The organism is Hyphobacterium sp. SN044 (assembly GCF_021864465.1).
Taxonomy (GTDB): domain Bacteria; phylum Pseudomonadota; class Alphaproteobacteria; order Caulobacterales; family Maricaulaceae; genus Hyphobacterium.
Genome location: NZ_JAKKUV010000001.1, coordinates 259,983 through 281,781, shown reverse-complemented (window position 1 = coordinate 281,781; position 21,799 = coordinate 259,983). Strand labels below are relative to the sequence as shown.

24 protein-coding genes are annotated in these 21,799 nt (G+C 64.4%); 11 read left to right on the top strand and 13 right to left on the bottom strand.

Going from position 1 to position 21,799, the window contains the following annotated elements:
• Positions 1-50: 50 nt before the first annotated feature.
• From L5876_RS01465 to L5876_RS01445, 5 genes are read left to right on the top strand one after another with little or no spacing between them, the layout of a single operon-like run.
• Positions 51-1,184, top strand: a complete 1,134-nt coding sequence (locus L5876_RS01465) for an ATP-grasp domain-containing protein (protein WP_236954317.1) — start codon at positions 51-53, stop codon at positions 1,182-1,184.
• On the top strand, positions 1,177-2,136 hold the full coding sequence (locus tag L5876_RS01460) for a hypothetical protein (protein WP_236954316.1): 960 nt from the start codon (positions 1,177-1,179) through the stop codon (positions 2,134-2,136). The genes L5876_RS01465 and L5876_RS01460 overlap by 8 nt, the downstream gene beginning before the upstream one ends.
• Positions 2,090-3,220, top strand: a complete 1,131-nt coding sequence (locus L5876_RS01455) for a DegT/DnrJ/EryC1/StrS family aminotransferase (RefSeq protein WP_236954315.1) — start codon at positions 2,090-2,092, stop codon at positions 3,218-3,220. Before L5876_RS01460 ends, L5876_RS01455 begins: the two co-directional genes overlap by 47 nt.
• Positions 3,221-3,223: 3 nt before the next feature.
• Positions 3,224-4,243, top strand: coding sequence for a hypothetical protein (locus L5876_RS01450; protein ID WP_236954314.1), 1,020 nt, complete (start codon positions 3,224-3,226; stop codon positions 4,241-4,243).
• On the top strand, positions 4,236-4,859 hold the full coding sequence (locus L5876_RS01445) for a pseudaminic acid biosynthesis-associated methylase (RefSeq protein ID WP_236954313.1): 624 nt from the start codon (positions 4,236-4,238) through the stop codon (positions 4,857-4,859). The genes L5876_RS01450 and L5876_RS01445 overlap by 8 nt, the downstream gene beginning before the upstream one ends.
• Before the next feature lie 3 nt (positions 4,860-4,862).
• Here L5876_RS01445 and L5876_RS01440 read toward each other — a convergent pair whose 3' ends face one another.
• From L5876_RS01440 to flbT, 10 genes are all read right to left on the bottom strand, one after another.
• Positions 4,863-5,552 carry a class I SAM-dependent methyltransferase gene (locus tag L5876_RS01440; RefSeq protein ID WP_236954312.1) on the bottom strand — a complete coding sequence of 230 codons (690 nt, stop codon included), beginning with the start codon at positions 5,550-5,552 and terminating at the stop codon, positions 4,863-4,865.
• Positions 5,549-6,271 carry a hypothetical protein gene (locus L5876_RS01435; protein WP_236954311.1) on the bottom strand — a complete coding sequence of 241 codons (723 nt, stop codon included), beginning with the start codon at positions 6,269-6,271 and terminating at the stop codon, positions 5,549-5,551. The genes L5876_RS01440 and L5876_RS01435 overlap by 4 nt, the downstream gene beginning before the upstream one ends.
• Positions 6,272-6,396: 125 nt before the next feature.
• Positions 6,397-7,233, bottom strand: coding sequence for a flagellin (locus L5876_RS01430; RefSeq protein WP_236954310.1), 837 nt, complete (start codon positions 7,231-7,233; stop codon positions 6,397-6,399).
• A gap of 204 nt (positions 7,234-7,437) precedes the next feature.
• On the bottom strand, positions 7,438-7,806 hold the full coding sequence (locus L5876_RS01425) for a flagellar protein FlaG (protein WP_236954309.1): 369 nt from the start codon (positions 7,804-7,806) through the stop codon (positions 7,438-7,440).
• A 95-nt stretch (positions 7,807-7,901) separates the two neighbouring features.
• Entirely contained in the window at positions 7,902-8,726 is an 825-nt protein-coding gene (locus L5876_RS01420) for a flagellin (RefSeq protein WP_236954308.1), read from the bottom strand.
• Positions 8,727-8,820: 94 nt separating this feature from the next.
• Positions 8,821-9,645 (bottom strand): flagellin, encoded by an 825-nt coding sequence (locus L5876_RS01415; RefSeq protein ID WP_039709726.1) that lies wholly within the window; start codon positions 9,643-9,645, stop codon positions 8,821-8,823.
• 312 nt (positions 9,646-9,957) lie between these two features.
• Entirely contained in the window at positions 9,958-10,785 is an 828-nt protein-coding gene (locus tag L5876_RS01410) for a flagellin (RefSeq protein WP_039709816.1), read from the bottom strand.
• A 309-nt stretch (positions 10,786-11,094) separates the two neighbouring features.
• Positions 11,095-11,367, bottom strand: coding sequence for a hypothetical protein (locus tag L5876_RS01405; RefSeq protein WP_236954307.1), 273 nt, complete (start codon positions 11,365-11,367; stop codon positions 11,095-11,097).
• Between the two features lie 22 nt (positions 11,368-11,389).
• Positions 11,390-11,779, bottom strand: a complete 390-nt coding sequence (flaF, locus tag L5876_RS01400) for a flagellar biosynthesis regulator FlaF (RefSeq protein ID WP_236954306.1) — start codon at positions 11,777-11,779, stop codon at positions 11,390-11,392.
• Positions 11,742-12,164 (bottom strand): flagellar biosynthesis repressor FlbT, encoded by a 423-nt coding sequence (gene flbT / locus L5876_RS01395; RefSeq protein WP_236954305.1) that lies wholly within the window; start codon positions 12,162-12,164, stop codon positions 11,742-11,744. Before flbT ends, flaF begins: the two co-directional genes overlap by 38 nt.
• A 166-nt stretch (positions 12,165-12,330) precedes the next feature.
• On the opposite strand from flbT, the gene L5876_RS01390 reads away from it, so the two are divergent.
• From L5876_RS01390 to L5876_RS01380, 3 genes are all read left to right on the top strand, one after another.
• Entirely contained in the window at positions 12,331-14,127 is a 1,797-nt protein-coding gene (locus L5876_RS01390; RefSeq protein ID WP_236954304.1) for a tetratricopeptide repeat protein, read from the top strand.
• A gap of 403 nt (positions 14,128-14,530) precedes the next feature.
• Entirely contained in the window at positions 14,531-15,400 is an 870-nt protein-coding gene (locus L5876_RS01385; RefSeq protein WP_236954303.1) for a MoxR family ATPase, read from the top strand.
• Position 15,401: 1 nt separating this feature from the next.
• Entirely contained in the window at positions 15,402-15,938 is a 537-nt protein-coding gene (locus L5876_RS01380; protein ID WP_236954302.1) for a hypothetical protein, read from the top strand.
• 3 nt (positions 15,939-15,941) lie between these two features.
• Here the strand turns inward: L5876_RS01380 and L5876_RS01375 are convergent, their stop codons facing one another.
• The gene (locus L5876_RS01375; RefSeq protein ID WP_236954301.1) at positions 15,942-16,859 is read right to left on the bottom strand and encodes a hydrogen peroxide-inducible genes activator; all 918 of its coding nucleotides are present in this window, start codon (positions 16,857-16,859) and stop codon (positions 15,942-15,944) included.
• Positions 16,860-16,999: 140 nt separating this feature from the next.
• On the opposite strand from L5876_RS01375, the gene L5876_RS01370 reads away from it, so the two are divergent.
• From L5876_RS01370 to L5876_RS01360, 3 genes are all read left to right on the top strand, one after another.
• Positions 17,000-17,215, top strand: a complete 216-nt coding sequence (locus L5876_RS01370) for a YdcH family protein (RefSeq protein WP_236954300.1) — start codon at positions 17,000-17,002, stop codon at positions 17,213-17,215.
• A gap of 184 nt (positions 17,216-17,399) precedes the next feature.
• A complete protein-coding gene (locus tag L5876_RS01365; protein ID WP_236954299.1) occupies positions 17,400-17,861 on the top strand; it encodes a hemerythrin domain-containing protein in 462 nt (153 codons plus the stop codon).
• Between the two features lie 92 nt (positions 17,862-17,953).
• Positions 17,954-19,129 carry a VWA domain-containing protein gene (locus tag L5876_RS01360; protein ID WP_236954298.1) on the top strand — a complete coding sequence of 392 codons (1,176 nt, stop codon included), beginning with the start codon at positions 17,954-17,956 and terminating at the stop codon, positions 19,127-19,129.
• 18 nt (positions 19,130-19,147) lie between these two features.
• Here L5876_RS01360 and L5876_RS01355 read toward each other — a convergent pair whose 3' ends face one another.
• Positions 19,148-21,103, bottom strand: coding sequence for a M64 family metallopeptidase (locus tag L5876_RS01355; protein ID WP_236954297.1), 1,956 nt, complete (start codon positions 21,101-21,103; stop codon positions 19,148-19,150).
• Positions 21,100-21,768, bottom strand: coding sequence for a hypothetical protein (locus tag L5876_RS01350; RefSeq protein WP_236954296.1), 669 nt, complete (start codon positions 21,766-21,768; stop codon positions 21,100-21,102). The genes L5876_RS01355 and L5876_RS01350 overlap by 4 nt, the downstream gene beginning before the upstream one ends.
• Between the last annotated feature and the right edge of the window lie 31 nt (positions 21,769-21,799).

The window sequence follows — 21,799 nt, the reverse complement described above, 5'->3', positions numbered from 1 at the left end:
GAGCGTTTCAACTTCCCGCCATTCGGCGCGCGAAGGCGGACGGCCATTTCGTGATCGGCTGCGACCGCGACACCAGTGCCGCCGGGGCACCGCTGTGCGATGTGTTCGAACCGGTCGACATCTTTGACCGCCAGGCCTGTCTTGAAGCCGCGAAGCGTCATAGCATCGACGCGGTGACGGTGTTCGCGACCGAAGCCGGTGTTCCGGCGACGGCGCTGATTGCGGAAACGCTGGGCCTGCCGGGCTTGCCCGTGGCATCGGCAACAGCGGTCACCAACAAGCTGGTCATGCGCACGCGCTTCGCCGAGGCCGGACTGCCCTCCCCCGAATTTCATGGCTGCGACACGCCGGACCAGGCGATCGCCGCCTTCGACCGGATCGGCCGCCCTTGCGTGGTGAAGCCGTCGAACGGCGCAGGCTCGCGCGGCGTGTCCTATGTCGGCAAGCGCGAGCAGGTCGCGTCCGCCTTCCTCGCCGCCAAGGCGCTGACCCGCGGTGCGCCGGTCGTCGTCGAGCGTTTCATGCCGGGCCGCGAGGTCGCGGTCGAAGGCTATGTCCAGAACGGCGCGTTCCGTCTGATGTGCATCAGCGACAAGATCCGCACCGGCCCACCCTTCCTGCTCGACACGCGCATCCACTTTCCGTCTTCGCGCGAGACTGGCGAACAGGCGGCGATTGCCGATGTCGCGGCACGCGCCGTCGCTGCGCTCGGCATCGACAATGCGCCAGTCCACATGGAATTGATGATGACCGAGGGCGGGCCGCACCTCGTCGAGGTCGCGGCGCGCGGCGCGGGCTTCCACGTCTTCGCCGAGATCGTACCGTGGGTGACGGGCGTCGATACGCTCGGCCTGCAACTGGCGCTCGCGCTGGGCGAAACCTTCGAGGATCCGGACACGCCACTACGGGGGGCGGTGCTCGACTTTCCGAAGGTGGTGCCGGGCCGTCTGGAAGCCGTGCATGGCTGGGAGCGGATCGCCCGCCACGCCGACACGCTGTTCGCGATGAAGCTCAAAGGGATCGGCCACACTGTCGAGCCGCTGCGCTCCGGCGCGGACAGAGTCGCCGCGATCGCCGTACGCGGCGAGACCGCCGACGCGGCGCAGGCGACGCTCGACAGCTTCTACGAAACGCTCGACTTCGTGACGCGGCCGGAGCGATCCGTGGCGCAGGCCCATGGGTGAGCTTCCCGCGGCACTGAGTTTCGACCTCGACCCGGACATTTTCGACGAGTCGATCTCCTCCTCGAATGCCCGCACGCGCCTCGGCTGGCGCGGCATCTCCGAAGGCGTTCCGGCGATCCGCGAGGCGCTCGACGCCTTCGCGCCCGGAATTCCGGTGACGTGGTTCGTGCGCGTCGACAACCAGATCGCCGACATCTACGGGCGGCCGGGACATCTGCTGGAGCAGCATCGCGCCCTGTTCGAGGAATTGCGCGCCCGCGGCGACGAGATCGCCTGGCACCCTCACCTCTATCGCCGCAAGGATGACGGCTGGGAACAGGAAACCGACGACACGGCACTGCTGGCCGCAATGCAGGCAGCCATCGCCGACATGCGGACGCTCGGTTTTGAACCGCGCTGCGGCCGGATCGGCGAAGCCTATGGCTCGACCGGGCTGATGGCGGCGTTCGATGCCTGCGGCATTCCCTATGACTCCACCGCCATGTCAGGCCGCAAGCGCGTCGATGGCGAACGGACGATCGACTGGCTCGACACGCCGCGAACCGCCTACCGCCCGTCGAAGGCCGACCACCGCGTGCCGGCGAGCCCCGCGCATGACGTGATCGAAATCCCGATGTCGATGCTGAAGGTAAAGGCCGATTACGACGCCGAACCCTTCCTCAGATATCTCGACCTGTCCTTCCGCACCGAAGCGGTAGCCTGTGGTATGGACAGTTTGGTCTCTGAGGCCCCCTATCTGGTCGCCGTGACGCATCCGAGCGCGCTGATGCCGGATTTTGCGCCGAAGGGCGGGCATGGCCTCCTTTCCTTTGACCTCGGCAACATGACGCGGACGCTGCGCCTGCTCGCCGAGACGGCAGAGATGAAGGGCCGCGAACTGACATTCACGACGCTGGGCGCGCTGGGTGATCGGATCGCAGAAGAGCTGGGACGCGATGCGGACGCGGCTTGAATCCCGGCTCTCCGGTCTGACCGGCCTGCCGCACTGCGTGTTGACGGGACGCGGCGCGACGGCGATCTGGCTGGCGCTGAAAGCCTTCGCCGAGCGCGTGCCGGAACGCACCGGCGTGGTCATCCCGGTAACGCTGTGCACCAGCCCGCCGGCCGTCGTCATCCATGCCGGGCTGACGCCGGTTTTCTGCGACACGGATCCGGCGACGGGCAATCTCTGCCCGAAAGCCCTTTCGAAACTGCTGGCGGAGCGAGACGACATTCTCTGCGTCCTCGCCGCGCATCTCTATGGCGAACCGGCGGACATGCCGGCCATTGCAGCGGCTTGCGACCAAGCGGGCGCGTTCCTGATCGAGGATTCTGCGCAGGCGCTCGGGGCGGACGGCATCGGCACCTATGGCGATGTCACGATCCTGAGTTTCGGGCACACCAAGATCGTCGAGGCGGGTGGAGGCGGCGCGGCGCTGACGCACGATCCGGTTCTCGCTGCCGCGATGCAGCGCAAGGCCGACGCCCTGCCGGAAAAATCGCCGAACGTCTCGGCGTGGGCAGAAACCTACCGCTCGACATATTATGCCGCGCAATCGGTCTGGGATCGCTCGCCGGAGGCGAAGGAATGGGTCGGGGCCGTCTGCCGCGCCGAACCGGGTCTCTACCTCTACCGCCTGGCCGAAGGACAGACCGGGCTGATCCTGTCGGCACTCGAACGGCTCGACGCGGAAGCCGCCGGGCGGCGCGAACGCGCGGCAGTGTATGACCGGGCCTTTGCCGGGATCGGAACGCCCCTGAAACGGACCGGCGCCGGTGTGCCGTGGCGCTACGGCCTGATGCTGCCGGAACAACACCGCGATGCTGCTGCGGCGGTGCTGCGCGAGGCCGGGATCGACGCGAGCTGCTGGTACCCCTCCTGCACCCGCTTCTTCGGCGACCGGGGTCAGTACCCCGGCGGCGAGGCGATCGAGCGCGGCATCCTCAATCTCTGGGTCGACGACCGCGCCGATAAGGCGCGGATCGAACGCACTGCAGCCATCGTCAGCAATGTCTTAACCGGCGCAGCGGCGAATGGCGGAAGGCAATACGGCTAGGCGATGATCACGCTCGTCGACACCACGCTTCGCGACGGCAGCTACCGGGTCGGGTTCGGCTTCACCGGGGCGCAGACCTTTGCGCTCGTCCAGGGGCTGGAAGCGGTCGGCGTGCCGGCGGTCGAGGCCGGTCACGGCCTGGGCCTCGGGGCGTGGCGCGCGCCGGGCATCGCCTCGGCGGAAGACGATCTCACCTATATGCAGGCCGCGCGGATGGCGGCCCGCAATGCGAAGGTCGGCGTCTTCGCCATGCCGAAATTCGCCACCGAAGACGACATTGATGCCGCCGCCGAGGCTGGAATGGACTTCATCCGCATCGGCATGGATGCGGCGCGCTATGAACAGGGCGAGGCCCTGGTCCGCCGGGCACGCGCCAACGGGCTCAACACGCTCGGCTTCCTGATGAAGTCCTACACGCTGCCGGTCGAGGATCTTCGCATTGCCGCCCCGCGCATTGCGGAATGGGGGGCGGACGGATTCCTGATCGTCGACAGCGCCGGCGGAATGACGCCGGACAGTGTGCGGGCCTATGTCCGCGCCGTGATCGAGACGACCGGAAAGCCCTGCGGCTTTCACGGTCACAACAATCTTGAGCTGGCCGTCGGCAACGCCTTCGCGGCGGTCGAAGCCGGGGCGACGATCCTCGACGCCTCGCTGAAAGGCCTCGGCCGGTCGTCCGGCAATGCCTCGCTTGAGGCGCTGACCGCGGCACTGAATCGCGCCGGTCACGACACCGGGATCGATCCGGTGAAGCTGGCGCGGCTTGCCGACAAGCATGTGCGCAACGCCGATCTCGCCGAATGGAACGAGGCCGATCTCGTTCAGGGCATGGCCTATGTCCATTCGGGGATGCAGGACCGGATCGACGCGCTCGCCGCAGAGTATTCACTCGACCCGGCCGCCCTCACCCTTGCCGCCGGTGCGGCGCTGGGCGGGCTGGACCTGACCGAAGACCAGCTGGCCGCTGTCGCGCGCGACCTGGCCGGACACGCAGACACTGAAGAGGAGCGCGCCGTTGGCTGAGCACCGTCCCGTGGACTTCTGGCGCGGAGATTTCGGCTCCGACTATATCGGCCGCAACACCGCAGACGCCGCCGCCGTGCGCCAGCGCACGCGCAGCTGGGGCTGCTATCTGCAGAACATCCTGCCGGACCTGCCGCGCTCCATCCTGGAAGTCGGCTGTTCGATCGGGATCAATCTCAGGGCGCTGAACAATCTGGTCGATGCCGACCTGCACGGTCTGGAACCGAATGACGCGGCCCGGCGCGTTCTGGCGGAGGAAGGCGTGCTGCCGAAGTCGCACATCCATGAAGGCGAGGCGAAGTCCCTGCCCTTCAAGAACGGCCAGTTCGAGATGACGTTCACGACCGGCGTGCTGATCCACGTGCCGCCGAGCGAGCTGCCGGCGGCCATGGACGAGCTCTACCGGGTCTCGTCGAAATACATATTGATGAGCGAGTATTTCGCGCACGAGCCGGAAGAGAAGAGCTATCGCGGCCAGCAGGGCCTGTTGTTCAAGCGCGATTTCGGCGGCTTCATGCTCGACCGGCATCCGGACCTGACCATCGTCGATTACGGCTTCCAGTGGATGCGCGGGGGCGCCGCCGACAACGGCCATTGGTGGCTCTTCCGGAAGTAGGCGCTACTCCGCCTTGAAGGCGATCGCGTAATAGAATTCGATCTGCGCCTCGGCATGTTCCTCGACCGAGCGGCCGGGAATGACGCTGTCGAATGCGCCGAGCGCCAGCACCGAGAGATCGTCGAGACTGTCGAAATACGCCATGACCTGTCCGGTGCGGAAATCGCCGTCCCTGATCAGGTAGCGATTGGGTCCGAGGCGTTCCGATGGCTCGCGAAGATAATGCCCCGGCCCGGCCGACACGATGAAGGCCAGTCCGCCCGGCTTCACCACGCGGGCATATTCGGCGAAGGCCGCCTGAAGCCCCCCGGTGTCGTCCTCATAGTGGATGACGTTCAGTCCCAGGACGATGTCGAAAAAGCCGTCCTCGTGCGGGATGGACCGGTTGGTGCCGGTCCGCACATCGACGGTGAGGTTCTGGATCCCGGCCGCCTCGCGCGAGATTGCCGCCATGGCGTCGTTGACCTCGACGCCGAAGCATTGCGCCCCGCGATCATGGAAGGGAACGAGGTTGTTGAGATACATCGCGCCTATGTCGAGCACGCGCGTGTCCGGGCCGATGTCGAGCTTCACGCCGGAATAGCGGCCCGCGAACAGCGCCCGCATCATCAGTTCGCTCGGATGGTGACGGATGAAGGCGGCCCGATCGAGACCGAGATTGCCCTTGCCCCAGCTGTCGGACTTGCCGCTCATGCCGCGCGCAGCACTTCGGAGCGTTTGGCGAGCGGGCAGAACATCATCCAGCGCCCGCCCATGCCGCCGTCATCGGCGAGATGCGGGTCGACGGGATGGACGCCGTGCACGAGGTCGGACTTCAGAAGCAGCACATCGCCGAAGCGCAGATTGGGTTCCTCGAAGTGGTGGCCCGTCTCGGAGAGGTAGTAGTTGCCACCCTCGGTGAAATCCTCGCCCATCTGCGACAGGACGAGAATACACTGGAAAGCGTATTGATCGCGGTGGGCAGCGAGGAAATCCCCGCCCCTGCGGTACTGGATCACGCTTGGCCAGGACACATAGTCGCAGCCCGCCCGCATGCCGGTGTCGGGCGCGAAACCGCTGGCGAGATTGCGGAACCGCATCAGCCCCTGCGAGATCGCCGGGATGTCGGCGTGCGCCTGTGTGTTCCACGGGAAGAATTGCGACAGGACGAAGCGCGTCGGGCGATGGTCGCCGAGCGGCTTGTCGACGATCTTCACATGGTCCGGCGTGCCCTCGTTATAGGCCATGTTGCCGGACAGGCCGTGCGCCTGCCGGAAGCCGAAGACATGATCGCGCAGGGCCAGCAGGCGGTCGCGGGACCAGAGGCCGCGGATCACGGCGGATTCGCTGCGAAGCGTCGCATCGAGTTCCATCCGCCAGCGGTCCGCATCGGCGATCATCGCGTCGAGCGAGTGTTCCTCATAGATGCGCATGGGCCGGCGTCCGCGTTCGAATCAGATGCCATGACGCTAGCGAGGCGGGGCTTAACCGCGCGCTAAAAGGAAAGCGGCGCCCCGGAAACCGGAGCGCCGCCCAATCCTTTGCGATGGCGTTCAGTCTAGCCGCCGCGCAGCAGGTTCAGGATGATCTGCGGCTGCGAGTTGGCGATCGACAGCGCCTGCACACCCAGCTGCTGCTTGACCTGCAACGCCTGGAGGCGCGCGCCTTCGACGGCGAGGTCGGCATCGACCAGATTGCCGACACCCTCAGTGAGGGAGTCCATCAGTTTGCCGACGAATTTCGAGTGCGCCTCGATCTTCTTCAGGTCCGAACCGAGATTGGCCAGCGCCTGGTTGACGTTGTCGAGGCTGGTTTTGATTTGCGACACGGCCGCCGAGGCCAGCGTGACAGTGCCCAGGCTCGAGGCCGCCGGGATGGTGATGATCGAACCGCCGAGGCTGAAGCTTTGCGCGCCCAGCGTGACCGAACGGGACGCGTCGGCGTCCGCGAGGAAGGCGATGCCGCCGGTGATGGAGCCATTGAGCAGGTTCGCGCCGTCGAACTCGGCGTTCGCGAGGATCACCTGGACCTGTTCGATCAGCGCCTTGAAGTCGGCGTCGTAGGCCTGACGCGAGAAGGTGTCGATGGACGGGTCCATCGCCGCGGTGGCTTTCTCGCGCATCTCGACCAGAAGGTCGGAGATCGATTCACCCGCCGCCAGCGCGACATCGCCGATCGTCGTCGCCCGGTCGAGGCTGGTCTGGACCGCGCCGAGCGCCTTGACGTCGGAGCGCATGTTCTGGGCCACGGCATAAATCGCCGAATTGTCCTTCGCCCCGCCAATCTTGAGACCGGTGTTCAGCCGGTTCTGGACGTCGTTCAGCTGATCATTGGTCTTGTTGAGGTTCTGAAGGGCGATCATCGCCGCCGTGTTGGTATGGATCGACAGGGTCATGGTGGTCCCCCTCCTGGCCGTCATTCTGTGCCTTGCGCTCACAGGCGCGTTCGGAGGGAGCATCGCAATCGGCGTGCCGTTGCGGGCAATTCAATTAGTGACGACTTTTCAATGCGTTGAGAAACGGCAAAACCCGCCGGCGAAACACCGGCAGGCAAAAATGACCGGGTCAGCCCGGCAGATTCCGCCCCGGAAAGCCCGGGATCAGGCGCGCTTGTCGACCAGGCCGGCCTGACGGGTGCGCAGATATTCCTTGAGTTCGACCATCTCTTTTTGCGGCCACTGGCGCACAATCTCCCCGGTCGCGCTATCGACCAGGTTGTAGACGAACATGCCGGAGCTCTCGTGCTTCTGGATCGAGAGTCGCGAGCCTTCGAGCGCGGTTTCGGCGAGACGTTCGATCGCCTCGCGCATCCGTTCGATCTCCGCCTTGCGCTCTTCGGGCGACTTGGCGTCGGTTTCGGTGTTGCGCGTTGCGACGGCGGCGCTCGCCTGGATGGGGCGCGGCGCTGTCGTCGCGGGCTTTTCGGTGACCGTGGCCGAGGCCGTGGCCAGTTTGATCAGTTCTATCATCTCCGTTCATCGGCGAATGAACCGCCAATCCTCCAGAGCTAACGGGCGGGCGGCAGGGGAGGAACCCAACCAAGAACCCCGCCGCCCGCTGCCGCTTAGCGGAAGTATCCGAGGATCGTGCTCGGCGCCGAGTTGGCGATCGAGAGAGCCTGGATGCCCAGCTGTTGCTTGACCTGCAGGGACTGCAGACGGGCGCTTTCCTTCGCGAGATCCGCATCGACGAGGTTGCCGATGCCCTTTTCGAGGGCGTCAGACAGCTTGCCGACGAAGGTCTTGTGGATTTCCAGCGCTTTCGAGCCGGTACCCAGACGCGCGAGCGAAGCGTTCAGGTTGTCGAGCGAGGTTTCGATCGCCGTCACCTGCGTGCCGGCCGCCGCGGCCGTTCCGAAGGACGCCGTAGCCGCAACCGTGACCACACCGCCGCCGAGCGAGAGGTTCTCGTCGAGGATGGTGATGGTGTTGGAGCCATCAGCGTTCGCCAGCGCAGAGATGCTGGCAACAGAGTTGTTGATCAGGTTCGTGCCGTTGAATTCGGCATTCGAAACGATCGTGGCGACCTGGTCGCGCAGGGCCTTGAAGTCTTCGTTCAGGGCCGTACGGGACGCGGTGTCGAGCGAGGTGTCCGCACCGGCGAGCGCCTTTTCCTTCATCTCGACGAGAAGATCGGAAATCGCTTCACCGGCGGCGAGCGCCACGTCGACGGTCGAAACCGCCAGATCGATGGAATTGCCAACCGCAGCATAACCGGCAACGTCGGCGCGCATCGACTGGGCGATGGCGAAGATGCCGCCATTGTCCTTGGCCGACGAGACCGCCAGACCGGTGTTGATCCGGGCCTGGGTCTGTTCGAGTTGCTGATTGGTCTTGTTGAGGTTCTGCAGGGCGACCATCGCGCCCGCATTGGTGTTGATCGTGGCCATTTTAGCCATCTCCCATTCTGGTTTATGTCGCCGGCTTTTTGCCGGCCATATCCGGCGGAGGCGCTAGGCCTCCGCCGAATTCGTGCGGCCGCGATTAGCGGAAGTAGCCGAGGATCGAGCTCGGAGCCGAGTTGGCGATCGAGAGCGCCTGAATGCCCAGCTGCTGCTTGACCTGCAGCGACTGGAGACGTGCGCTTTCCTTCGCGAGATCCGCGTCGACCAGGTTGCCGATGCCCTTTTCGAGGGCGTCGGACAGCTTGCCGACGAAGGTCTTGTGGACTTCGAGCGACTTCGACGCCGTACCCAGACGGGCCAGCGACGCATTCAGGTTGTCGAGCGACGTACCGATCTGGCTGACGATGTTGTCGGCCTGGGTCGCGGTCGAGAAGGACGCGTTGGTCGCGATCGTGATGATCGAACCGGACAGCGACAGGTCTTCGTCGGCCACGGAAATCGTGTTGGAACCGTCAGCATTGGCCAGGGCCGAAATGCCGGTGGTGGAACCGTCGATCAGGTTGGTGCCGTTGAATTCGGCGTTCGAGATGATCGTCTTGATCTGGTCGCGAAGCGCGCTGAAGTCAGCGTTCAGGGCCGTACGCGAAGCGGAGTCCAGCGAGGAGTCCGCAGCCGCCAGGGCCTTTTCCTTCATTTCCACGAGAAGATCGGAGATCGCCTCACCCGCGGCCAGGGCCACGTCCGTCGTCGAGACGGCAAGATCGATCGAGTTGCGGACGGCCTTGTAGCCGGCCACGTCAGCGCGCATCGACTGGGCGATGGCGAAGATACCGCCATTGTCCTTGGCCGACGAAACCGCCAGACCCGTATTGATGCGGGACTGAACCTGTTCGAGTTGCTGATTTGTCTTGTTGAGGTTTTGCAGGGCGACCATCGCGCCCGCATTGGTATTGATCGTGGCCATTTTAGCCATCTCCCTTTCTGGTCCTATGCACCGGCGTTTTGCCAGCAGGGTCTTCTGACCCGGCCTCGGGAGTCGCAAGAATGAGGCCAGACAAGGGGTTGACGGTCGCGTTAATCCTGATTCGCGTGATTCGGCCGGGTGATTCGTTTTCCGTTCCGGGGTCGCCGGTTAACGGTGAAGCGGCAGGAATTGCCGGGTTTTCCATGAAAAAGCCCGGCAGAAATTGCCGGGCGGGCAGAAATTTCCCTGTAAATCTCTAATCAAGAAAAAAGGGGCGGGGCCGCCCTGGGTGGCGGGCGGCCCCGTTCGTCCCTACCGGAAGAAGGACAGGATGGACTGCGGCGACTGGTTCGCGATGGACAGGGCCTGGATCCCCAGCTGCTGCTTGACTTGCAGCGACTGAAGACGGGCGCTTTCCCGCGCGAGGTCTGCATCCACCAGGTTGCCGATACCTTCCGTCAGCGAATCCGACAGCTTGGTCACGAAGGTCGAGTGGATCTCGAGAGCCTTCGACTTCGTGCCCAGGCGCGCCAGAGCCGCGTTGACGTTGTCGAGCGAGGTGCCGAGCTGGCTGGCGATCGTGTCCGCCTGCGTCGCCGTCGCGTAGGACGCCGTCGCAGCAATGGTCACGACACCACCCCCCAGCGAGAGGTTCTCGTCGAGCACGGTGATCGTGTTGGAGCCATCGGCATTGGCCAGCGCCGAAATGCTGGCCACCGAGTTGTTGATGAGGTTCGTGCCGTTGAACTCGGCATTGCTCACGATCGTGCTGATCTGATCGCGAAGCGCCTTGAAGTCCTCGTTCAGCGCGGAACGCGACGCGGTGTCGAGCGAGCTATCGGCCGACGCCAGCGCCTTTTCCTTCATCTCGATGAGCAGGTCGGAAATGGCCTCACCCGCCGCCAGGGCGACGTCTACCGTCGACACCGCGCGGTTGAGCGAGTCCTGAACAGCCTTGTAGCCGCTCACTTCCGAGCGCATCCGCTGGGCAATGGCATAGATGCCGCCATTGTCCTTCGCGCCGGCCACGGAGAGGCCGGTGTTGATGCGCGACTGGACCTGTTCAAGCTCCATATTGGTCCGGTTCAGGTTCTGCAGGGCGATCATCGCACCTGCGTTGGTGTTGACGGAATTCGTCATCGTTGGGTTCCTCCATTCTGGAAGCAAAGACGCGCGGCGCATTTTGGCGCCGCGGTGTGGACCTTTTGTCCTGCCCGCGAAGGCGCAAAACCGGGGCCATTTCCGTTGCGGAGGCGCCACCGGAACCCGTTGTTTCAAATAGTGTTTTTTTAAGGCGCGCCGAGAAATGAAAAGGCCCGGCGAAAGCTGCCGGGCCAATCGGGTCAGTCGTGCAGAATTTGCCGGGAGGTCAGCTGTGCTGTCGAAATTGGATGAGGCTCTCGCCGCTTTCCTCAGGAGGTCTAGCGTCGCTCATCGAAATCCCGAACGTCAGATTCCAGAAACTTGGCGGCCATGAATGCGGATGACGTCTCCTGACTGGAGATTCACCGTCAGAACGACAATGTCGCCGACCGTCTCGGCACTCAGATCGAGCACGGAGTTGCTTGCCCCCCAAGGGCTGATATTCGAAAGATAAATATCGATCAAACCGGTGAGCTTGATTTCTCTCAAACCACCTGAATCGGACAGTCGAAGTGCCACAATGCCGTCCTTGATGACAACTTCGATACCAAGCAGAACTGCATCATGAAAGTCTGTCATCGCAGCGCCTAGTCAGCACGCTTCAGCCCGTCGCGGCCAAGGGCTGACGCTGGGCCGCCGGCGAGGGTTCAAGCCCCTGCATGATGGTGCGGTTGATGTCGATCAGCGTATCGATGTCCGCTCCGTTCCGCATCACGGCGGAAGAGTGTTTCGACACGAAAAGCGAAAGCGAGATGATGCCGGCGCGCAGCGCGTCGGGCAGCTTGTTGTCACGGTCGGAGCAATCGAGCGCCAGGGCGCTCCAGACGCGCCGGTTCCAGTCGAGCGCATCGGCCAGCGCGCGGAGATCGCCATCGGCCTGGGCCTGCTTGGCGTTCATCAACGCGCGCGTCACCTGCGCGAAAAGACGGTATTCTGTTGCGCGCGGGTCTTCGCTACGAGTCGCCGCGGTCTGATATGCCTGTACCGACACTGCCCAGCCTCTTGTCTTCGAACTCGATAAGTTTCCGGCAGCGGATCAGAGCCTTGTAATACTCGCCCGCCATCACATCCCTGGATACCGACACGCATTCGGCCATGGCCTCGGTGTCGCTTATGGCTCCCATGAATTCGGTCATTCGCATGACGAATTCGTCGTAGACGCCACTGTCCTGTTTCTCTGACAGGTACATCATCATGACGGGGAAATAGATCCGCCGCGCCGGCGTGGTGACTTCGTTCTCGTGCATGATGTCCTTCTCGCGAAGAACAGATGCCTTGTTCTGAAGCACCAGCGTTGACCGCTTCTCGCCATTCTGGACAACCGCGCCGTTCAACACGAAGCGTTCGCCGGGCTTGAGCGAGAGTTTCAGCGGCATGGAGCAGTTTCCCCTTTCACAGGACCCTTTTTGGGACCGTGAAGCCAGACCCTAATCATGGGAGCGTGAACAAAGGGTTTCGCCCCTCCCAGGGCATTTCCGTTAGGCCGCCGTTAAGCGAAGCACGGCCCCATGCCCCATTGGTATGGCAATGCGGAACGGGCCCATGGCGCTTTCGATCGACGACCTTCTGAAACAGCCCGTTGAGGCGGCGAAGCGCGATGCGCACGACGCGGCCTCCGGAGCGATCAATCCGAAGATTTCCGACGCGATCCGGAGTGCGCCGGCCAAGCAGCGCACCGCCCTGCGCAAGCTGACCGCGCGGATGCAGCACGCGATCAAGCTGTGCAATGAGGACCAGGCCCCCAAGGGTGCGCTGATCGCGCTCGATATCCTGCAGAAGACCCCCGACGCGGCCATCGCCAACCACATCATGGGCGTGGCGATGGAGAAGATGGGCCGGCTCTCGATGGCGCTCGACTTCTTCGAACGGGCCTGGAAGCTGAACCCGGACAATCCGGACATCTACCAGTCGATGGCGATGGCGGCGTGGAAGCTGGACATGCTGCCGGCGGCGGAAAAATTCCTGCGTATCTACTGCCAGCGCGCGCCGGACGATCCGGGCGGTCTCGTCAATCTCGGCGGCGTCCTGCGCGACCAGGGCCGGTTCGACGATGCGATCGAGGTTGTCCGCACCGGCATCTATGGCAAGCCCGAACATGCCGATCTGTGGAATGCGCTGGGCACGATCCTGCTGGAATCCGGCGATCCGGTTCAGGCGATCACCTTCTATTCCGAGGCGTTGCGCCTCGATCCGGAATTCGCACGGGCGTGGAACAATATCGCGTTCGCGCACGAGCTGTGCGGCCAGACCGAGGACAGCATTGCGGCGTTCGAAACCGCGCTGAAAAACCCGGGCTCACGCAGCGACGAAATGGCGATGCGCCATGGCTATGCCCTGTCCCTGCTGGGTGCCGGCCGGATCGCGGAAGGCTGGGAGCAATACCAGGTCCGTCTCGACCCGGATTATCCCGACGCCACCCTCTTCACCTTCGACGAGAAGCGCTGGGACGGGAAAGACCCCGAAGCGATCCGCGGCAAGCGTCTGCTTCTGGTCGGTGAGCAGGGGCTCGGCGACGAGGTCATGTTCCTCAACACCCTGCCCGACGTGATCGAGGCGGTCGGGCCGGAAGGCGAGGTGCGCCTGGCGTGCGAGAAGCGGCTCGTGCCGCTGATCCAGCGTTCCTTCCCCGATATTGTCGTGCGGCCGCACGCCTCGGCCCGGCTGGAAGGGCGCGACTGGCGCGTGGCGCCCGAAGCGATCAAGGATCTGCCGAGCCTCGATTACTGGACGCCGGTGGGCAATCCGCTGCGCTGCTTCCGCCCGGCCGCTGACGCCTTCCCGGACCGCAAGGCGATCCTCACTGCCGACCCGGACGAGGTGAAGCGCTGGCAGGACTGGCTGGCGACGCTCGGCCCCGGGCCAAAGGTCGGCCTCCTCTGGAAGTCGCTGAAGATGACGGCGAAGCGGTCGAAATACTTCTCGGCCTTCGAACGCTGGAAGCCTGTCCTGACCACGCCGGGCGCGGTCTTTGTGAACCTGCAATACGGCGATACAGCAGAAGACATCGCCTTCGCCGAGCGCGAGTTCGGCGTGACCATCCACACCCCGCCGGATCTCGACCTGAAACAGGATCTCGACCGGATCGCGGCGCTGGGCAAGGCGCTCGACATCACGATGGGGCCGATGAATGCGTCGCTGAATCTCGCCTGCGCCGTCGGCGGTGAAGGCTGGATCATCGCCGGCCAGCACCGCAACTGGACGCTGCTCGGGACGGGGCGCAGCCCGTGGTATCCGACCTCGCGCCTGTTCACCTCGGAAGGCTTCGCGAACTGGACGGCGATCATGGCCGATGTCGCCGCCGCCCTCGCCGAACGGGTGAAGGAAAAGAAGGCGGCTTAGCGTTTAGGTGTTTCTCCCTCCGCTTGCGGGGGGAGTGCCCCGGATCAAGTCCGGGGCGAGGGGGGGGATTCCCCCTCCGTCAGCTTCGCTGACACCTCCCCCGAAAACGGGGGAGGAAAACGGTTCGCGCTTTCCTGTCGCGTACCGGTTTAGGATTCCCAATGCCTGTCCCGCATTTGCGGGGAAACGAAGACCGGGGTCTGAACGATCGCGCAGATCTGGATCCCGGATCGGCTTCGCCGTCCGGGAAACGTCAGAGAATGAGAAGTAGTGGCGGCTTTACCCTGCCTCCAGTCACCAACCTTCTCGCTACCCCACGGGGGAGGGAGAAGTGTCCTGCCCTCGGGCGCTTTACCCCGTTCCGAACCGCCCTATTCTGCATCGCAGCAAAGGGAGGGTGCGGATGCGTTTCGAAGGCACCGACAAATATGTCGCCGACAACGAGCTTCAGGCCGCGGTCAATGCCGCGATCGCGCTGGAGCGGCCGCTGCTGGTGAAGGGCGAGCCGGGTACCGGCAAGACCGAGCTGGCGCGCCAGGTCGCAGCCTCGCTTGGTGCGCCGATGCTGGAATGGCATATCAAGTCGACGACCAAGGCGCATCAGGGCCTTTACGAGTACGACGCCGTGGCGCGGCTGCGCGACAGCCAGCTGGGTGATGACCGGGTCCACGACATCTCGAATTACATCCGCAAGGGCAAGCTGTGGGAGGCGTTCACCAGCACCGAGCGCCCGGTGCTGCTGATCGACGAGATCGACAAGGCGGATATCGAGTTTCCGAACGATCTCCTGCACGAGATCGACCGGATGGAATTCCACGTCTACGAGACCGGTGAGACCATCAGCGCGAAACAGCGGCCGATCGTGATCATCACCTCGAACAACGAGAAGGAATTGCCGGACGCATTCCTGCGCCGCTGCTTCTTCCACTACATCGCCTTCCCGGACGAGGCGACGATGCGCGCCATCGTCGAGGTCCACTTCCCGAAGCTGAAAAGCCGCCTGCTCGCCGAGGCGCTGAAGCTGTTCTACGAGATCCGCGCCGTGCCGGGCGTGAAGAAGAAGCCCTCGACCAGCGAATTGCTCGACTGGCTGAAGCTCCTCCTCGTCGAGGACATCGACCCGGCCGTGCTGGCCGAACGCGATCCGCGCAAGCTGATCCCGCCGCTGCACGGCGCGCTTCTGAAGAATGAGCAGGACGTGATGCTGTTCGAGAAGCTGGCCTTCATGGCCCGCCGCGGCGGCGGACCGGGGGCAGGCCCGGGAGCGGTTTGATATGATCGCTCTCTTCCTCGCCCTGATCGCCAGTGATCCGCCCGCCCCGGCCTGTTTCCAGAGCCGGAACGAGGCCGAGGCGCTGCTTCAGCTGGACGAAGACGCCTTCGACCAGGGCGAGAATGGCTGGCGGATGATCGCGGAACGGCGTGACGGGGCCTGCATGGTCGCGGCAGCGGATCTGATCCTCGATTACATCGCCCGTCACGGCGAGATGCTCGAGCGCACCTATCTCGCGCACTGGCATGCCGGTCAGATGTTCGCTCTGGCGGGCGAAGACGAGCGCGCGCTCGATCAGTTCCGTCTGTCCTATAGAACCGGCGAGGAAACCGAGATGACCGCCGGGATGTGGAACGCCTATGTCGACGGGACGATTGCCTTCATGGAAGGAAATCGCGGCGCGCTCGAAGCGGCCCGTAGCGATCTGCCGTCCGGTCCCTATACCAATCGCGACGTGCTGGACGGCTTTCTGAACTGTTTCGGCGAGCCATACCTTGTGGCCTATAATCCCGAATGCCGGCAGGCACGCGAAGACTGAGCCTCACCCCAGATCCTTCAGCAGCGTTTCCGCCCGGTCGCGGATGATGCCGGCCAGTTCGTGGTAATCGCCCTCGCGCGGACTGCCCTCGCGCCAGATCAGCACGATCTGGCGGCGCGCATCGGCACTGTCCACCGGCAGGGCCGCGACGGCGCGGTCATTGCGGATTTCCGAGCGCACATAGAGCGCCGGGAAGAGCGAAACGCCGACCCCCATCCCGACCATCTGGCGAAGACCGTCGAGCGAGGTGCCCTGGTAGTCCTCCAGGAGGCGCGCCCCGGCATCGCGCGCGAAGGTCCGCACAAGCTCTGACAGGCGGTGGCCGTGCTCCAGCGTCAGCACATCCCGTCCCGCCAGGGCGTCCGGGCCGATTGCGCCCTGCCCCGCCGCCGGGTCGTCGCGCGCCACGCCGAGAAACAACCGCTCCTCGACCAGCGGCAGGACATGAAGCCCCTCGGGCCGGTAGGGCCGGACCGACAGGGCGACATCGTACTGGCCCGAGCGCACCCCCTCCTCCAGCGCCTCGCCCGGACCTTCACGGACGTAGAGGCGCAGTTCGGGATAGCGCTTGTGCAGCACCGGCACGACATGCGGCATGAGGTAGGGGCCGAGCGTCGGCAGGGCGCCGAGCCGGATCAGCCCGCCGAGATTGCCCGCCGCGGAGCGCACGATGGCGTCGAGGCCGCGCACATCTGCGAGGATGCGGCGCGCGCGTTCCGCCACCCTAGCGCCGATAGGGGTCAGACGTGCACCGCGCCGGTCCCGGTCGAGCAGGCGCGCGCCGAGCCGGTGTTCGAGTTGGGCAATCTGTTCCGACAGGGCCGGCTGGCTCAGATTGAGCTTCTCGGACGCCAGGCGGAACAGGCCGGTATCGGCGATCGCGATGAAGGCCTCGAGCTGTTTCAGGGTCGGTTGGGGCATGGGATGTTCAATCCAATTATCCGAACTAAATTCCAATATAATTCGATTTGATGGAATTCAACCCATGCCCCATATCGGTCGTGTCGATTGAGGCCAAACACAAAAACAAGGCCCTCCCCAACTGAAAGGACGCCTATCCAATGCTGAACCGATTTCTCTCCCTGCGCCGCCGGCATGCCGCGCTCGACGCGGCGGTGGAAACCGAACAGGCACGCCCCGCCCCGGACACGCTGGCCCTCACAATGCTGAAGAAGGAAAAGCTGGCGGTGAAGGAAGAACTGATCCGCGCCGCCCGGAACCGGGTACGCCGCAAGCTGCGCCGCTCGCCGCTGAGATACCCGATGCAGGGCGTGTGAATGAACTGACGGAATAACAGCCCTTCAATGTCCCTCGAACCCCTCATCCCCCTGAAGGGCTGTCTGCGGGGGCCGCACTTTCCGATCCCTCCGGGCGGGCAGTGCGGCCCCCGTTTCTTTTGCGGAACCGGTTGCCCTGAACGGCGTTCATTCCGGGAATCCCCGAAACACGAGGAGCCCCGCAATGACCGACATCTTCACCCGCATCAAACAGGACCATGACAAGGCTCGCGGCCTGATGCAGCAGATCAAGGACACGACCGACCGCGCCGAAAAGAAGCGCGAGGAATTGTTCGAGGCGTTCAAGCTCGACCTGTGGGCGCACCACAAGATCGAGGAAGCCACCTTCTATTCGAAGCTGGAATCCAAGGGCGAAGACGACGAGTCGCTCGAAGCGAAGAACGAGCACCACATGGTCAATTCCATGCTGGAAGAGCTCGACACGATGAAGAAGGACACCAAGGAGTGGGGCCAGAAGTTCCACGCCATGTGCGAGCTGATCGAGCACCACATGGACGAGGAGGAAGAGGAATTCTTCGACCTCGGCCGCAAGGAGTTTTCCAAGGAAGAGGCCGAAAAGCTGGGCGAGCGGTTCGACGCCCGCAAGAAGGTCGTGGTTCCGGCGCTGGAGCGCGTGGACGGCTAGACCGTCAGCACATGTTCGCGCACGAGAAGCGGGCGCTGCCGGAGACGGCAGCGCCCGTTTTCTTTTGCGCGGCGAGCGCTATCCTCCGTCCCATGCTGCACCGTTTCTTTTCCGAGCTTCGCGCCGCCAAGATCCCCGTCACGACGCGGGAATACCTGACCCTGCTCGAAGCACTGGAGAAGGGCGCGGTCGATCCCGACATAGACCACTTCTACTCGATCAGCCGAGCTGTCCTGATCAAGGACGAGAAGAATTTCGACAAGTTCGACGCCGTGTTCGGCCATGTCTTCCAGGGCGTGGAGACGCTTGGCGCGCTGTTCGAGGAAAAGGAGATCCCGGACGAGTGGCTGCAGGCCATGATGGAGCGCCTTCTGTCCGAGGAGGAGCGCGCCGCCATCGAGGCGCTGTCCTTCGAGGAGTTGATGGAGACGCTGAAGAAGCGGCTCGAGGAACAGGAAAAGCGCCACGAAGGCGGGTCGAAATGGATCGGTACGGGCGGCACCTCGCCCTATGGCCATTCCGGCTATAACCCGTCCGGCGTGCGCATCGGCGGACAGTCGCGCCACAAGAAGGCGGCAAAGGTCTGGGAAAAGCGACGCTACAAGGATCTCGACGGCGAGCGCGAATTGGGCACGCGCAATCTGAAAGTTGCGCTCAGGCGCCTGCGGAAATTCGCCCGCGACAGCGCGCAGGAAGAACTCGATCTGTCCGGCACGATCGACGCCACGGCGCGGCAGGGCTGGCTCGACGTGCGCATGCGCCCGGAGCGGCGCAATGCGATCAAGGTCATGTGCCTGTTCGACGTCGGCGGATCGATGGACCCGCATGTACGGACCTGCGAGGAGCTGTTCTCCGCGGCCCGCGGCACGTTCAAGAATCTGGAATATTTCTACTTCCACAACTGCCCCTATGAGGGCGTGTGGCGGTCAAATCTGCGCCGGCGGGCCGAGACCGTGCCAACGATGGACCTGATCCACAAATACCCGCGCGACTGGAAAGTGATCATCGTCGGGGATGCGGCGATGGCGCCGTATGAAATCACCCATCCCGGCGGCTCGGTGGAAGGCTGGAACGAGGAAGCCGGCGCGGTCTGGCTCAATCGCCTGGTCGAGACCTGGCCGGACCTCGTCTGGATCAATCCCGAGCCGAAGAAATGGTGGGACCACACCTATTCGGTGCGGCTGGTCCAGGAAATCATCGGCGCGCACCGCATGTTCCCGCTGACCCTGGAAGGCGTCGACGCGGCGATGAAGGAGCTGGCGCGCTAAACGCTAGCTCTCCTTTCGCTACTGTACCGTGCGCACCGCCACATTGGTCCCGCCGCGCCGGACACGCCCCGCATCCTCGAAGACGAAGAAGGTCCGGTAGCGTTCCGGCGCGAACTGGACCGGGCCGTGCGCCCGCAGGAAGACCGCGAAGGTCCGTGTCTGGTTCTGTGCGAAATTGACCGTCACGAACGGCGCGCGCGGACCGAGGCAGGTGCTGGTCGCGGGATCGGTCTCGCACATCTCGACCTCGACCGGGACATTGCCTGCGCCCAGATCAGCGCGCAGCGTGACATCGCCCGCCGCGCCGATATTGACCGCGGACAGGGCAACGACCGTGCGGGCCCCGTTCGAGGGCATGTCGGCCACGCCCGGGGTCGTCAGCGTCGCGGCGATCGAAACGATATCCGGCTGCGCAGCAGCCGAGGACGAGACGATCATCGAATTGACCCCCGAGCCGCGCGGCGCGGGGTCGGCATTCTCGCAATCGGCTACGGCAAAGACTTCAGCACTGTTGGTCGCTGCCGCGAAATCCACCGAGAAGACGAAGGTCGCGAGACCGCCGGCCGGGATGGCGAAGACCGGGTTCATGCCGCCAACCGGCACATTCGTGGCCGGATTGGTTGCCTGGTAGCCGAAAGTTGCCGGCGACGCCGCCCCGTTCGACTGCTGCAGGGAGATCGTGCAATTCGACGCCTCGACGCTGCCGGAATTGACGAAGGTGGCGAAGGCGGTCGCGGCAGTGCCGGTGGTGACGGAGCGCGCGAATGGCAGAACCGCGCCCGACAACACCGCTGGCGGGGTGTCGCGATCCTCGACCGTCACCGTCCAGCTGGTTTCATGGGTCAGGTCGGAATCCGGATCGTTTCGGACCAGTTCGGTCACGTCGCGCACCGTCGCGGTAACTTGATAGGTTCCAGGTGCGAAGTTGACGCCGTGGAAGGTGTAGCGCGAGCCGTTGGCGGCAAAGCCGATACCGTCCCCTGCCCCGCCGGGCGCCTGTACGACATTGCCGTCCACACGCCAGGTCACGGCATAGGCCTGGTCGTCGATCGTCTTGGGGATGACGCTGAACCGGATCCGGCCATTACGCGTCATCGAAACCGTACCGGTAGCCGGGTTGGCGCCGTCGATGCCCGGGGCGGTCCGGTTGAAGACGCGTACGAATTGCTCGGTGTTGATCTGCTCCATCGGCCGGTTGAGCGAACGCATCAGCGAATTGTGGGTCGGCCGCCAGACCCCGGTCGAACAATAATGCCCGCCCTGATACATGCCGGGCAGCGCATCCGCCGTCCCGGTGGTCGGGACCGGCGTCGCCGCATCGATCCAGACCGCCCAGGGCGAAGCCTCGCGCGTCGATTGAGCGGTCGCGTTGATCTCGCCCGGCGGACCATAGAGGCCCGGTTGCCGGGCACAAATGCTTGCGTCCTCATATTCGTCGTTAAGGTTGGCGAAGGAATGCCCGATCTCGTGCTGGAACACCGACGGAGCGAACTGGTTCAGCGTCGTCGTCGCGTAGAAGCCGCCACCGCCACCATAGTCCTGCGTGTTCACGACGATCAGCCGGATATGGAAATTGATCGTGGGGTCAGCGGCCTGAAGCGCGGCATTGGCGCGGGCGTTGTCGGCACACAGAAGCCGGTCGATGTTGAAACAGCCAAGCTCCGATCCCAGAGCGGTATCGACGGGATTGCCGGGCCGGCTGACCCCGCTTTGATTGGACGCGATTTCCAAGCGGTAAACGTTGAAGTGATCGGCGTAACGGATATAGGGCGCCCCGCCGAGCAGGAAGTCGCGAAACCCGGCCGCGGCCGTGCGGAAGGCGTCCATCTCCCCGGCCGTGAAACCGTCAGCCATGATCACGTAGTTGATCCGCGTGTCGGGATCACCCGTCAGGTGGATCGGGACGAGGGTCTGAGCAGAGGCCGAGGCCGCGCCGATCAGGGCCGCACCGGCAGCCAGCAGAGCGCGGATCATTGCGCCTCTCCCGCATCGATCGTCGCCATGCCGAGCGTGCGTTCAGGCAGGTTTTCGGCCGGGCGTGCGGGCGAAATCACTTCGATCTGCGCGGTTTCGGCGGGCAGTTCGAGCCAGATGTCGAGCGGCCGGGTCTCGTCGACGTCGGAATAGTTCGAGCCGGGCTGGTGGGTGCCATCGTCGTTCCAGCCCTCATAGCGGACGAAGCGATGGTCGCGGACATAACCTTCGGCGATGACCGCGCCCGATGCGTCGCGCGCGATGACCTGGACGAATTCACCCGGCCAGCCGAACGGGTCCGGCTCCATGCGGTCGCCGCCGCCTTCGGGCTCGGTGCCGACTTCCATCCTGTCTTCCAACAGGAGGACCGAGAACAGACGGGTGTGCCGGTCTTCCTCGCCCTCGAAGCGAACGGAAACGAATACGGGGTCGGCGCGCAGCGCGCGCGCCGCGGCCTCGCCGCCTTCAAGCCGGGCAATGCCGTTGGCCGCATCGACGAAGCTGATCTCGGCCTCGGCACCGCGCAGGGAGGTGAGGATGTGCTCCCGGACTTCTGAATCCGAGCTGAAACCGCCCGGCTGCACGCGCAACTCGATCACGCCGTCCGCGAACGCGGCCGACGCGGCCAGTGCCGCAGCCGCCAACGCCGTCAGTCCCGTTTTCATGGAATCGTCCCCTGTCCGTCGGAAAACAACC

Coding starts and splice junctions, on each gene's coding strand:
- L5876_RS01460 (WP_236954316.1), top strand. CDS start 1,177: ATGGGTGAGCTTCCCGCGGCACTGAGTTTCGACCTCGACCCGGACATT.
- L5876_RS01450 (WP_236954314.1), top strand. CDS start 3,224: ATGATCACGCTCGTCGACACCACGCTTCGCGACGGCAGCTACCGGGTC.
- L5876_RS01440 (WP_236954312.1), bottom strand. CDS start 5,552: ATGAGCGGCAAGTCCGACAGCTGGGGCAAGGGCAATCTCGGTCTCGAT.
- L5876_RS01435 (WP_236954311.1), bottom strand. CDS start 6,271: ATGCGCATCTATGAGGAACACTCGCTCGACGCGATGATCGCCGATGCG.
- L5876_RS01430 (WP_236954310.1), bottom strand. CDS start 7,233: ATGACCCTGTCGATCCATACCAACACGGCGGCGATGATCGCCCTTCAG.
- L5876_RS01425 (WP_236954309.1), bottom strand. CDS start 7,806: ATGATAGAACTGATCAAACTGGCCACGGCCTCGGCCACGGTCACCGAA.
- L5876_RS01420 (WP_236954308.1), bottom strand. CDS start 8,726: ATGGCCACGATCAACACCAATGCGGGCGCGATGGTCGCCCTGCAGAAC.
- L5876_RS01415 (WP_039709726.1), bottom strand. CDS start 9,645: ATGGCCACGATCAATACCAATGCGGGCGCGATGGTCGCCCTGCAAAAC.
- L5876_RS01410 (WP_039709816.1), bottom strand. CDS start 10,785: ATGACGAATTCCGTCAACACCAACGCAGGTGCGATGATCGCCCTGCAG.
- L5876_RS01405 (WP_236954307.1), bottom strand. CDS start 11,367: ATGACAGACTTTCATGATGCAGTTCTGCTTGGTATCGAAGTTGTCATC.
- flbT (WP_236954305.1), bottom strand. CDS start 12,164: ATGCCGCTGAAACTCTCGCTCAAGCCCGGCGAACGCTTCGTGTTGAAC.
- L5876_RS01390 (WP_236954304.1), top strand. CDS start 12,331: ATGGCGCTTTCGATCGACGACCTTCTGAAACAGCCCGTTGAGGCGGCG.
- L5876_RS01385 (WP_236954303.1), top strand. CDS start 14,531: ATGCGTTTCGAAGGCACCGACAAATATGTCGCCGACAACGAGCTTCAG.
- L5876_RS01380 (WP_236954302.1), top strand. CDS start 15,402: ATGATCGCTCTCTTCCTCGCCCTGATCGCCAGTGATCCGCCCGCCCCG.
- L5876_RS01375 (WP_236954301.1), bottom strand. CDS start 16,859: ATGCCCCAACCGACCCTGAAACAGCTCGAGGCCTTCATCGCGATCGCC.
- L5876_RS01370 (WP_236954300.1), top strand. CDS start 17,000: ATGCTGAACCGATTTCTCTCCCTGCGCCGCCGGCATGCCGCGCTCGAC.
- L5876_RS01365 (WP_236954299.1), top strand. CDS start 17,400: ATGACCGACATCTTCACCCGCATCAAACAGGACCATGACAAGGCTCGC.
- L5876_RS01360 (WP_236954298.1), top strand. CDS start 17,954: ATGCTGCACCGTTTCTTTTCCGAGCTTCGCGCCGCCAAGATCCCCGTC.
- L5876_RS01355 (WP_236954297.1), bottom strand. CDS start 21,103: ATGATCCGCGCTCTGCTGGCTGCCGGTGCGGCCCTGATCGGCGCGGCC.
- L5876_RS01350 (WP_236954296.1), bottom strand. CDS start 21,768: ATGAAAACGGGACTGACGGCGTTGGCGGCTGCGGCACTGGCCGCGTCG.